Source organism: Arthrobacter bambusae (genome assembly GCF_030812595.1).
Classification (GTDB): domain Bacteria; phylum Actinomycetota; class Actinomycetes; order Actinomycetales; family Micrococcaceae; genus Arthrobacter; species Arthrobacter bambusae_B.
In genome coordinates this window covers 378,918-390,261 of the sequence record NZ_JAUSSZ010000001.1, presented here as the reverse complement: position 1 = coordinate 390,261, position 11,344 = coordinate 378,918, and the positions used below count along the sequence as shown (strand labels likewise).

The following is an 11,344-nucleotide window of genomic DNA, read 5'->3' as shown; positions in this document are numbered from 1 at the left end:
TGATTTCAGCCAATGGACGACAGTCACCCAGTTGGGCGACGCCACCGCCACCGTTCAGTCGGCTATTTCCAACTCCCCCGCCTGCGCTGCAAAAATAAGTGTCACTGGGAATAGCGGCTCCGAGGCCAACGTAGTGAAGAATTTGCCGTCTTCGGCCAGCGAAGTTTGGGCTAGCGGCTGGTTTGACATCACGCGCGAAGGCAGCGCCTCGAACAGCAACGTACCCACTTTGCGCTTCTTTAGCGGCAGCACCCGCCTGTTTGACGTATCACGTCAAAACGGAACGGGCAGCCTGTTCGTGAGATGGCCTACCGGCTCAGGCTTCACCATCATAGGCGTGGGGCACATAGCCGTGGGCCAAAAGTTTGCCCTGAAAATTCACCTCGTGATCAATGGTGCCCAAAGCCAAGCCCAAGTATGGCAGGACAGTACAAAACTCTTTGACCGCTCCAACAGCACGACCGGGTTCGTCGACCTCGGTTCAAATACTTCGATGAATGTCTTCCAGCTGGGAGCAGAACACGTGATGCAGGACGGCGACATGATCGCCGATGACATTGTCCTGAAGACTGTAGCGGCCGGAGCAACTCCGGCGGCTCCGGTGTTCACCGCCGCGTCGCCCCCGGCCACCGCCACAGCCGGGACCGCCTACGCCTACACCTTCGCCGCGTCCGGAACCCCGGCCCCGACCTTCTCGATCTCCTCCGGTACCCTGCCTCCCGGGCTGGGCCTGAACACCACCACCGGCGTCCTCTCCGGCACTCCCACGACGGCCGGCACGGCAACGTTCGCGGTCACCGCGACCAACGGGGTCAGCCCCAGCGCTCTCACCCCGGCCCTGACGATCACCGTGAATCCCGCTACGGCGCCCACGGTGCCTGCGGCTCCGACCGGGGTGACGGCGACGGCGGGGAACGCTTCCGCGGTGGTGTCGTGGACGGCGCCGGCCAACGGCGGTTCTCCGCTTACTTCGTATACCGTGACGCCGTCTTCCGGTGGCACGGCTTTGGCTCCGGTGACGGTTTCCGGAAATCCGCCCTCGACCACGGCGACCGTCACCGGGCTGAGCAACGGCACGGCCTATACGTTCACGGTCACGGCGAGTAACGCCGTCGGGACGTCCCCGGCGTCCGCGGCTTCGGCTCCGGTCACCCCTTCGGCGCCGGTTCCCGGCGTGAGCAACGGCGGCTTCGAGTCCGGGCTGAGCTCCTGGACCACCGGCGGCGTCAAAGCACCCGTGGCCTCCACGATTGCCCACACCGGCACCGGTTCGGCGTTGCTGGGCCTGGCATCCGGTGCCGAGCCCCTGGGCGACAGCAGCCTGTCCCAGACCATCACCGTGCCCGCCACCGGGACCTCCACGCTGTCCTTCTGGTACCAGCCGCACACCGCCGATGACACCTGCACCGGCACCACCTGCCGGTACGACTGGATGGAAGCCCAGGTCCGATCCACCACCGGCACCACCCTTGCCGGCGTGTTCAAGCTCTGCAACAACAACGGCACCTGGACCCAGCTCAGCGCGAACCTGTCCGCATACGCCGGACAGAGCATCGTGCTCTGGTTCAACGTCCACCTCGACGGCTCCAGCCCCGCGGACGACACCTGGATGTACCTCGACGACGTCACCCTCACCAACAGCCAGACCACCCCGACCGCGCCCGCCGCCCCGACCGGGGTCAGCGCGACGGCCGGCAACGCCTCCGCGACCGTGTCCTGGACCGCCCCTGCCAACGGCGGCTCGGCGATCACCTCCTACGCCGTGACCCCGCACACCGGCACCACGACGCTCGCGCCCGTCACCGTGACCGGGAACCCGCCCGCGACCACGGCGAACATCACCGGGCTCACGAACGGCACCGCGTACACCTTCACCGTCACCGCCACCAACGCCATCGGCACCTCCCCGGCATCCGCGGCCTCGGCACCGGTCACGCCCGCCGCCGCACCACCGCCGCCCAGCTCGACGATCGCCAACGGCGGCTTCGAATCCGGGCTGAGCTCCTGGACCACCGGCGGCGTCAAAGCACCCGTGGCCTCCACGATTGCCCACACCGGCACCGGTTCTGCGCTGCTGGGCCTGGCATCCGGTGCCGAGCCCCTGGGCGACAGCAGCCTGGCCCAGGCCATCACGATTCCTGCCACCGGAACCACCACGTTGTCGCTCTGGTACCAACCCCATACGAACGACGACACGTGCAACGGCACCACCTGCCGATACGACTGGATGGAAGCGCAAGTCCGCAACTCCAGCGGCACGGTCCTGGCCAGCCTGTTCAAACTCAGCAGCAATTCCGGCGCCTGGACCCAGTTCAGTGCCGACCTGAGCGCCTACAAAGGCCAGACGATCACGCTCTGGTTCAACGTCCACCTCGACGGTTCCAACCCTGCCGACGACACGTGGATGTACCTCGACGACGTCACGCTCACCAACGGGTGACCCCGCGCGGCTCTTCCGAATCCAGAGGCCCGCAGGATTTGTCTTAGTGACTTGGAAATCCCCAAGGTTCAGTTGGCCGGACAACTGCACGAAGTGATCAGTCCTGGGCCAAACGATGCACACATTGGAACAGCGTCACCGCCGGCTCGATCTCCCGGTCAGGCGCTAGGGCATCAGCGACTCCCGCAGCTGTTGCAGCGCAACACGTACTCCGGTCTCGGACCGGTGGATCTCCCTCACATTCATCCCGGTAAACTCTTTCACTGCACGGCGCATGCTCTGGACGTTCGTGAATCCGCACGCCACAGCAATTTCCGAGTAGGTGATCCCTTGGGTGTCGGCCTGAAGGAGAAGCTCCAGCGCTTTGCGCGTTCTCAAGGCGCGTATGCGCTCGCCCAAGTGGAATTCTTCATTCTCGAAAAAGTAGAACAGGGAACGACGGGAGAGATTGAACCTTTCGGCGACCATAGCCACATCCAGATCGGGGTTGGCGTAGCTGGCATCAAGGAATTTCTTCACCGCGCGGCTCAGTGCCGGTTTTTGCGCCTCATCCTCGACCGGCACATCGAGCAGGGAGCCCACCAGGGTCGCCGTCACGGATCTGAGGATGTCTGCAGTTCCCAATGCCTCGCGGTCGATTCCCGGCCGCTTCCAGCTCAACAGGGCGGGAACCACAAAAGTGCCCACAATGGGATGTTTCGCGAGGTCAGGCAGGCGAATGAGGGAGCCTAAGGCGGTCTCACTCATATCGAGGCTGCTGCGATCAATGTTGATCTGCACGGCGTGAAAACCTTCGGGCGCATTAAAACTGCCGCCTACCGAGGTATCAACGAACCTGACGGAGCCGGGCGATACTGGCTCAGGCTCGCCGTTGAGGGCGACGGTCAGGGTCGGCGCCTTCCTGAAGTAGGCCAGGCGAATATCCCTTGTATCGGGATTCGGCGCCCACGAGCCCAACGCGGGGGCATTCCATATTTCTATGAGGCTGAAACCTGGCCCGGCAAGACTAATGGCCGAAGGAGTGAAAAGCACAGGCGAAGCGTGTGCCGATTTTTCCAACCGCATCGGTGTTTCGACGGCACTACCGTACCAGGTTCGCCAGTGTTCGAACCTTTCCGCGGGATTGAGGCCCTCCGGCACCGTATATCGTCGCAGATGACCGCTGCTCTCGGAGGCAAATTGAGGCATGCGTCCTCCTTTTCAGCAGCTGAACCTTTCGGGCGATCCTGGGCGGCCAAGACGTCTGGGTGAGCGGTTGAGGTGGCTCACAACTGGCAAGAAAGGACCTCAGCTGTATAAGTCGATTTTACCTGTGTACGTCGGCGATTCGTGTGTCGATGGCTTTAGTGCGGCACCTTTGTTTGGCGACTTGGTCAAGGAAATGCGTGGTGCAACTGACCGTCCACGACGTCCTGGAGCGGCTGGGATGATACGAAGATCTGGTCCAGGTTCTCCAGATCCGTGTTTTGCTGTCCGCTGGGATGCATCCTAATCGCGAAATCATTGACTCGATGAGGGGCGAGGGCGTGTTCGATGGCCAAGATGCTGGCTCCTACGACTCCAGCCTCCGCGCCGGTTTCGGATTGGGTGATAATCAGGTGTTGGGTCGCCAACGGGGTTGAGCGTGCGTAGACAGTCTCACGGATTCCGGCGATCAGATGTTCCCCGGATTGGGATAGGGATCCGCCGACCACAATGAGGGAAGGGTTCATGAGGCTCACGCACATGTTGAGCATTTCACCGATATCGCGTCCAGCCTGCCGGACGGCTTGAATAGCAGCCAGATCGCCGGACCGGACGAGCGAAACGACGTCGCTCGCGGTGGTTGCTTCGAGTCCGCTTTCCCGGAGCCGGGCGGCGACCGCCGGAGCGCCTGCGATGGCTTCCAGACATGCAGTTTGACCACAGCGACATTGAACTCCTGCCGCGTTGGAAACGGCAATATGACCGATGTCTCCCGCGACTCCTGTCGCACCTCGCTGCAATATTCCCCCGCTAATGACGCCAGAGCCGATGCCTGTGGCGACTTTGACGAAGATCATGTTGTCCTCATTGGGCCAGCGAGTAGCCCGCTCGCCTAGGGCCATGATGTTGACATCGTTGTCGACGAGTACGGGGACGTCAAAGGTCTGCTGAATGTAAGCGGGGACATCGAATCCGTCCCATCCCGGCATGATCGGAGGGCTTGTCGGCTTTCCGGTCGAGTGTTCGACCGGACCAGGCAGCCCGATGCCGACAGCGATGATGTCCGTTGCCGGACGCTTCATCGTTTTCAAATGGCTCTGCAGGGTCATCACTAGCCAGTCCAGAACAGCTTCCGGTCCACGAGAGATTTCAATTCCTTCGGTGGTTTCCAGGAGAATCCTCCCCGACAGGTCCGTGAGCGCAACGGTCGCGTGCGTAGCGCCGACGTCGGCGGCGGCGGTCAGCCTTGTGCCGGGGTTGAATGCCAGTCGAGCCGAGGGGCGGCCTCCAGTGGAAGCCGCATCCGACACCGGTACGACTAGCCCGCTCTCGAGCAATACCTCAAGGCGGGAACTGATGGCGGCACGCCCCAAGCCCGATATCCGGGCCAAGTCGGCCCTGGTTCGCGGGCGTCCGTCCCGCAGGATACGCAAGAGTTCGCCGGCGCCTCCGTTGTCCATATCTCTCCGTTTCGGGGGTTCAAAAGTCTCGGGGTTCGCAAGAGGTGAATGGTGAGCGCGAGCCGTTGACGTCACGCTCACCAGGACCCCGAGGGGATCTCATCTCCACTCAGTGTCGAGGCGCCCCCTTGCTCCCGTCCACTCGTCGATCACCACAGCATCAAAAAGTGCAACTTCGGTGCGGATTCGATCTCCACGAGCGTCAAAAGGTGCAGAGTTTTGCTGGCGGCCGACTAAAGCCATGTCGTGCGTGTCACTGTTTCGGCATGGAAAACGACAGAACCACGACAGCCCCTTCCCGGTTACGGGCCGGGTTCGTCGGTGCCGGGTTCATGGCTGAAGTGCATAGCAGAGCCGCCCGTGCCGCAGGGGCGGAAATCGCCGGCATCGCGTCCTCGAGCCCTTCCAGCGCCGCACGTGCGAAAGACCGTCTGGGCGCCGAGCAGGCTTACGCCTCCGTCCAGGACCTCATCCAGGACGACGGGATTGACGTCATCCATGTCTGCACCCCGAACGCCACCCACGTCGCATTCGCCGAGGCCGCGCTGAAAGCAGGCAAGCACGTTGTCTGCGAGAAGCCTCTGGCTACCAACGTGCAGGATGCCACCCATCTCGTGGAGCTGGCCGCCACGGCTAGGACGGTCGCGACCGTTCCCTTCGTCTACCGGTTCCACCCGATGGTCCGGGAAGCCCAGGCACGTATTGCCTCCGGCCAGACGGGACGGATCTCTACCATTCAGGGGTCCTATCTCCAGGACTGGCTGCTGTCCCGGAACGACGACAACTGGCGGGTGGACGCAGGTCTCGGTGGCCCTTCGCGGGCCTTTGCCGACATCGGATCCCACCTATGCGACCTCCTTGAATTCGTGAGCGGCGACCGGATCATCCGGGTCGGCGCACTGAGCCGCACGCTCTTCTCAGGCCGGGCAAAGCACAAGGACGTCCAGACCGAGGACCTCGTTGCGGCTGTATTCGCGACGGAGAACGGCACCGTGGGAAGTCTGCTGGTCAGCCAGGTTGCGCCTGGGCGGAAGAACCGCCTCATGATCGAGATTTCGGGTTCTGAGAGCACAGTTCAGTTCGATCAGGAGTCGCCCGAGACGTTGTGGCTTGGTAAAAGGGCCGGTTCCCAGCTTCTTGTCCGGGACCCAGGCGCGCTCAGCCCCGAAGCGGCGCGGCTCAGTGTCCTACCGGCAGGGCATCCGCAGGGTTACCAGGATGCGTTCAATGCATTCGTCGCCGATACCTATGCCGCGATCGACGGAGAGCTCCGCGCCGGCCTGCCTACCTTCCGTGACGGGCTCAGGTCGGCCGTCCTCACCGAAAGCATCGTCGAATCCAGCAAGTGCGGCGAGTGGGTCGATGTCCCAGGTGTGAACCAACTAGAAGGAGTCCAGTGAAAGAACCAGAAGGAGTGCAGAAATGAAATTCATCCGGATAGAGGCATCGGCGCATGTAGCGCCTCACGAATCAAGGAAGGCAGTAGCATGATCCGTTCTCTCGATCGCATCAAGCGATCACGCATAGTAGCGGGCTTGGGAGCCGCGCTCACGGTGACCCTGTTGGCAACCGGATGCACGGGCGGGTCATCAGCACCCAGCACCAACGCGGCCAAACCGACGGAATTGCGGATGCTCTACACCACCGATGAGGCCAACAGCGCAGCTGTCGCGTCGTTGGTGCCGCAGTTCAAGGAAAAGTTCGGCATCGATCTGAAGATCGACAACCAGCCGTACGACGCATTGCAGCAGAAGGTTTTCTCCGAGTTCGCTTCCGGCAGCAGCTATTACGACATCGTCGTCGTCGACACTCCGTGGGCGCCAGCGCTGGTGCAGAATCTCGAACCCCTGAGCCCGTACCTCCAGAACGGTGCCCTGAACCCTGACAGCCCGCAGTCAAACGTGGGCGACTTCATCCCCAAGGTGTTCTATGACACAGCGGTCTACAACGCTGATTCCCCAATCAAACGTTTCCCGGATCCCACGGCAAAGCCCGATGTAAGCGCGATCAAGAACGCCGGATTCGACGTGTACGGGATGCCGATCCAGTCGAATGTGGCCGTCATGGCCTACCGCAGCGACCTGTTCAACGACCCGACCCAAAAGGCGAACTTCAAAGCCAAGTACGGCAAGGACCTGACGGTCCCGAAGACCTGGGACGACTATGCCCAGGTAGCCGAGTTCTTCACCCAACCCGACAAGAAGCTCTACGGCACCACGGTCATGGCGGGTGTCGGAGACTGGGCCACGGACGACTTCAAGACCCTGCTCGCGTCATACGGCGGAGACGGGACCTTGGCAGACCAGAACGGCAAGCCCACGTTCAATACGCCCGAAGGAGTCCAGGCACTGGAGTACTACGCCAAACTGGCGCAAAGCGGACACGTCCCGCCGGGCAGCACATCAGCTGACTGGGGCACCACAGCTGAATCGTTTGGCAGCGGGCTGACCGCCATGACGATCAACTACCACGACCTCAAGCTCGCTGACAACGTCAAGGGCGGCACCATCGGCTACGCACCCGTCCCCAGCGGCAAAGCTGCCGGCCCCCACTTCGGGACCTGGATGCTCAGCGTCAACAAGAATTCCAAGAATAAGGAATGGGCCTACCAGGCGATCAGCTGGCTGACCGCCTCCGAGCAGCAGTCGACGATGACCGCCAAATCCCTGCACCCCAGCCGGACCTCCGTCTATTCCGGCATCAAGAGCGATAACCCCCTCGCGCCCTTCTACGACACGCTCGGAAAATCCCTCGCAGTCGGCGTTGGCCGTGCGCGGCTGACCAACTACACCGAAGTCAGCCACGAAGTGGCCGTCGCGGTGAACAACGCAGCAACCGGCGCTTCCTCGCCAACGGACGCCCTCAAATCCGCGTCAGACAAGGTATCGGCCCTCCTCAAATCGGCCGGTTACTAACACAACGGACCGCTCAAGGTCGCCCTAGGAGTATCGACAATGAAAGCAACCGCCGCACCATCGGATGCGACCTTGACGGTTGACACTTCCCGCCGCGCGGCCGGCCGTGCCTCGGCCGGCCCGCACGGCAGGAAACCGCTGACCTGGAAAAAACGCTCGACACCGTGGATCTACATGGCCCCGGCCATGCTTGTCCTGCTGCTGATGACGGTGGCCCCGGCCATTTTCATCTTCTACTCGGCCTTCCGCAACGATAAGATCCTCGGCGGTGTAGGCAAATTCGTCGGCCTGGACAACTTCATCGAGGCGGTCACCAATGCCTCGGTCCAGCACGCATTCCTGATCACTTTTGGCTTCGTCGCGGTCGCCGTGATCCTGGAGATGATTCTCGGCTTCGCCCTCGCACTCCCCGTGCCTCCGCGATCTGCCGCAGCGACATGAGCATCTACTACGGCACCCCGATTGTCGGCGGCGAAGACGCCGGCCAAGGTTCGGTGATCCCCGGGCACGAGGCTGCCGGGGAAGTCGTCAAGGTCGGTAGCGCGGTGACCCACGTGAAAGAAGGCGAGCGCGTCGCCGGCTATCTCGCCCTGGGTTGCGGATTTTGCGAGCACTGCCTCAGTGGCTACATGATGCTCTGTGAGCAATGGAAATGCTTCGGTTTCGACGTCCACGGCGGCGACGCCGACTACTTCGTGCTGCCCGAACGCAACTGTCTTCAGCTCCCCGACGAACTCAGCTTCCGCGCCGGGGCGGTGATGACCGACATGGTCGGCAGCCAATACCATGTGCAGAAGCAGCTCGGCGTGGCCGGCGGAAAAACCGTCGCAGTCTTCGGCATGGGACCGATGGGATCCGCAGCGGTGCTCATCGGCAAGGCATTCGGCGCCCGCGTGATCGCCGTCGACGTCATAGACCACCGTCTCGAACAGGCCAGCTCGCTCGGCGCGGACGCCGTCATCAACAGCATCAGCGCCGACGCCGTGCAGCGGATCCGGGACCTCACCCAGGGCCGCGGAGCGGACGTCTGCATCGATTGTTCCGGCAATCCCGCCGGGCAGAACTCTGCCCTCGATGCCGCCGCCAAGCGCGGCGCCGTCGCGTTCGTCGGTGAGTCGCGGGCTACGCAGATCAACCCCAGCGACCAGATGCTCAGAAAGCTGCTCACCGTCGTCGGCGGCTGGTACTTCCCCATCGGCGACTGGGAAGAAATCGTCCGCCTGGTCATCGACCAGAAAATCCCGGTCGAAAAACTCATCAGCCACGACTTTTCCATCGACCAGGCCGAGGAAGCCTTCCGCGCCTTCGACCGACGCGAAACCGAAAAAGCCGTCTTCGTCTGGTAAACCCCGTCAGACCCCCAAGGAGAGTACCCATGTTCAGATATGCCGCCGAGCTCGTCCCCTATCACGACCACGGCTTCGAAGACTCGATCCGCGACCTTGCCGAGATCGGCTTCAAGGAAGTCAATCTCTGGTCCTCCGCCGCTCCGCTGGCCCACCACGTCAACCCGGGAGATGACCCGGGAAAAATCCTCGGAGTGCTCGACAAATACGGGGTCAAGCCCTGTGGCCTCACCGTGTACGGAAAGACCCAGGAAGAGATCCTTGAACGCGTTGATTTCGCCGCGGACCTCGGAATCGACACCCTCATCTTCGACTGCGAAGCCAACTATCCCGACTTCGTCTCCACCTTCCTGCCACCCATCGTGGAAGCAGGAGCGCGCCGCGGGGTCCGCATCGCCGTCGAAAACCACCTCACCGTCCCGTTCTCCGCAGATTTCGAATCCGGTGCCAACGAAGACCAGCGGTGGGACGAAGGCGTTGACACGCTCGCACAGATGAAACGGCTCATCCGCGACATCGACGACCCCTACCTCGGCGTCTGCATCGCTCCCCCTCACCTGTGGGTAATGCAGGACACCATCAGCGAAGCGATCACGTTCCTCGCCGAACGCAAAAGGCTCTTCTACTACTACATCTGGGACATCGACCGCGCCTACCGCCACGGCACCGACGGGCTCAACTTCGGCCCAGCCGACCAGCAACTCCCCCGCCCCGACGGGACACTTGACCACTCCGTGATGCTGGGAACGCTGCGCCGTGTCGGCTACGAAGGCGTGGCGAGCCTCAAATGCCACGGCACGCAGGGATGGAGCTTCGAAAAAGTCGGTGAGCATCTTCGTGCGTCCGATGCCTATGTCAGGGACTGCATGAAAAAATCCCAATCCGTCTGAGAATCCCGGATCCACCTCGTGGTCCGGGGGCTGCTCCGGCTCCGGCAGGCTCGCCGGAGCCGGAGCCGGATCCAGAGCAGCCCTCGGTACCCAAACCCGCAAGGAGAACCCATGCCCCGCCCGTATACCTTGTTCACCGGCCAATGGGCCGACCTGCCCTTCGAAGAAGTCGCCAGGCTCGCCTCCGGCTGGGGCTACGACGGCCTGGAAATCGCCGTGTCCGGTGACCACCTGGACGCCTGGCGCTGGGAGGAACCCGGCTACGTCGAGTCCAAACTCGCGGTCCTGGACAAGTACAACCTCAAGGTCTGGGCCATCTCCAACCACCTCAAGGGCCAGGCCGTGTGCGATGACCCCATCGACTTCCGCCACGAAGCCATCGTCGGCGCCAAGGTCTGGGGCGACGGGGACCCCGAAGGCGTCCGCCAACGCGCCGCCGAGGAAATGAAACACACCGCCCGCCTCGCCCGCGCCCTGGGCGTGGACACCGTCGTCGGATTCACCGGCTCCTCCATCTGGCAATACGTGGCCATGTTCCCGCCCGTCCCCGAAAAGGTCATCGACGCCGGCTACCAGGACTTCGCCGACCGCTGGAACCCCATCCTGGACGTTTTCGACGAAAACGGGGTCCGCTTCGCCCACGAAGTCCACCCCTCCGAAATCGCGTACGACTACTGGACCACCGTCAGGGCCCTGGAAGCGATCGGACACCGCGAAGCGTTCGGCCTGAACTGGGACCCCTCCCACTTCATGTGGCAAGGCATCGACCCCGTGTCCTTCATCTGGGACTTCAAAGACCGGATCTACCACGTGGACTGCAAAGACACCAAGCTGCGCCCCACCGGCCGCAACACCGTCCTGGGCTCCCACCTGCCCTGGGGCGACCCCCGCCGCGGCTGGGACTTCGTCTCCGCCGGACGCGGCGACGTGCCCTGGGAATCCTCCTTCCGCGCCCTCACCGCGATCGGCTACACCGGGCCCATCTCGATCGAATGGGAAGACGCCGGCATGGACCGCCTCCACGGCGCCCCCGAAGCCCTCGCCAACCTCAAAAAATACGACTTCCCCGCCTCCCAAACCAGCTTCGACGCCGCCTTCAGCCAGTAGC

The 11,344-nt window shown here is 62.9% G+C and carries 10 protein-coding genes; 7 read left to right on the top strand and 3 right to left on the bottom strand.

Translation table 11 applies throughout. The features are described 5' to 3' along the window. Nucleotides 1-54: 54 nt before the first annotated feature. Nucleotides 55-228 (bottom strand): hypothetical protein, encoded by a 174-nt coding sequence (locus J2S96_RS01865; protein ID WP_306859315.1) that lies wholly within the window; start codon nucleotides 226-228, stop codon nucleotides 55-57. A gap of 109 nt (nucleotides 229-337) precedes the next feature. On the opposite strand from J2S96_RS01865, the gene J2S96_RS01860 reads away from it, so the two are divergent. Next, complete coding sequence (locus tag J2S96_RS01860; protein WP_306859313.1) at nucleotides 338-2,440, top strand: fibronectin type III domain-containing protein; 2,103 nt, start codon at nucleotides 338-340, stop codon at nucleotides 2,438-2,440. A gap of 165 nt (nucleotides 2,441-2,605) precedes the next feature. On the opposite strand, the gene J2S96_RS01855 is transcribed toward J2S96_RS01860, so the two are convergent. Both J2S96_RS01855 and J2S96_RS01850 read right to left on the bottom strand, forming a co-directional pair. Beyond that, nucleotides 2,606-3,628, bottom strand: a complete 1,023-nt coding sequence (locus J2S96_RS01855; protein WP_306859311.1) for a helix-turn-helix domain-containing protein — start codon at nucleotides 3,626-3,628, stop codon at nucleotides 2,606-2,608. A 185-nt stretch (nucleotides 3,629-3,813) separates the two neighbouring features. Further along, a complete protein-coding gene (locus J2S96_RS01850; protein WP_306859309.1) occupies nucleotides 3,814-5,085 on the bottom strand; it encodes an ROK family transcriptional regulator in 1,272 nt (423 codons plus the stop codon). Between the two features lie 266 nt (nucleotides 5,086-5,351). On the opposite strand from J2S96_RS01850, the gene J2S96_RS01845 reads away from it, so the two are divergent. From J2S96_RS01845 to J2S96_RS01820, 6 genes are all read left to right on the top strand, one after another. Beyond that, nucleotides 5,352-6,485 (top strand): Gfo/Idh/MocA family protein, encoded by a 1,134-nt coding sequence (locus J2S96_RS01845; RefSeq protein ID WP_306859307.1) that lies wholly within the window; start codon nucleotides 5,352-5,354, stop codon nucleotides 6,483-6,485. A gap of 87 nt (nucleotides 6,486-6,572) precedes the next feature. Next, nucleotides 6,573-8,000: an ABC transporter substrate-binding protein gene (locus J2S96_RS01840; protein ID WP_306859305.1), complete on the top strand. Its 1,428-nt coding sequence runs from the start codon at nucleotides 6,573-6,575 to the stop codon at nucleotides 7,998-8,000. 39 nt (nucleotides 8,001-8,039) lie between these two features. Continuing rightward, nucleotides 8,040-8,441 carry a carbohydrate ABC transporter permease gene (locus tag J2S96_RS01835; protein ID WP_306859303.1) on the top strand — a complete coding sequence of 134 codons (402 nt, stop codon included), beginning with the start codon at nucleotides 8,040-8,042 and terminating at the stop codon, nucleotides 8,439-8,441. Continuing rightward, nucleotides 8,438-9,346 (top strand): zinc-binding dehydrogenase, encoded by a 909-nt coding sequence (locus J2S96_RS01830; RefSeq protein ID WP_306859301.1) that lies wholly within the window; start codon nucleotides 8,438-8,440, stop codon nucleotides 9,344-9,346. Before J2S96_RS01835 ends, J2S96_RS01830 begins: the two co-directional genes overlap by 4 nt. Nucleotides 9,347-9,375: 29 nt before the next feature. Next, the gene (locus J2S96_RS01825) at nucleotides 9,376-10,236 is read left to right on the top strand and encodes a sugar phosphate isomerase/epimerase family protein (RefSeq protein WP_306859299.1); all 861 of its coding nucleotides are present in this window, start codon (nucleotides 9,376-9,378) and stop codon (nucleotides 10,234-10,236) included. Nucleotides 10,237-10,347: 111 nt separating this feature from the next. Next, nucleotides 10,348-11,343, top strand: coding sequence for a sugar phosphate isomerase/epimerase family protein (locus J2S96_RS01820; RefSeq protein WP_306859297.1), 996 nt, complete (start codon nucleotides 10,348-10,350; stop codon nucleotides 11,341-11,343). Nucleotide 11,344: the final 1 nt, after the last annotated feature.

Excerpts from the sequence above, each read along its gene's own strand:
- J2S96_RS01855 (WP_306859311.1), bottom strand. The coding sequence starts at position 3,628 with ATGCCTCAATTTGCCTCCGAGAGCAGCGGTCATCTGCGACGATATACG.
- J2S96_RS01850 (WP_306859309.1), bottom strand. The coding sequence starts at position 5,085 with ATGGACAACGGAGGCGCCGGCGAACTCTTGCGTATCCTGCGGGACGGA.
- J2S96_RS01845 (WP_306859307.1), top strand. The coding sequence starts at position 5,352 with ATGGAAAACGACAGAACCACGACAGCCCCTTCCCGGTTACGGGCCGGG.
- J2S96_RS01840 (WP_306859305.1), top strand. The coding sequence starts at position 6,573 with ATGATCCGTTCTCTCGATCGCATCAAGCGATCACGCATAGTAGCGGGC.
- J2S96_RS01835 (WP_306859303.1), top strand. The coding sequence starts at position 8,040 with ATGAAAGCAACCGCCGCACCATCGGATGCGACCTTGACGGTTGACACT.
- J2S96_RS01830 (WP_306859301.1), top strand. The coding sequence starts at position 8,438 with ATGAGCATCTACTACGGCACCCCGATTGTCGGCGGCGAAGACGCCGGC.
- J2S96_RS01825 (WP_306859299.1), top strand. The coding sequence starts at position 9,376 with ATGTTCAGATATGCCGCCGAGCTCGTCCCCTATCACGACCACGGCTTC.
- J2S96_RS01820 (WP_306859297.1), top strand. The coding sequence starts at position 10,348 with ATGCCCCGCCCGTATACCTTGTTCACCGGCCAATGGGCCGACCTGCCC.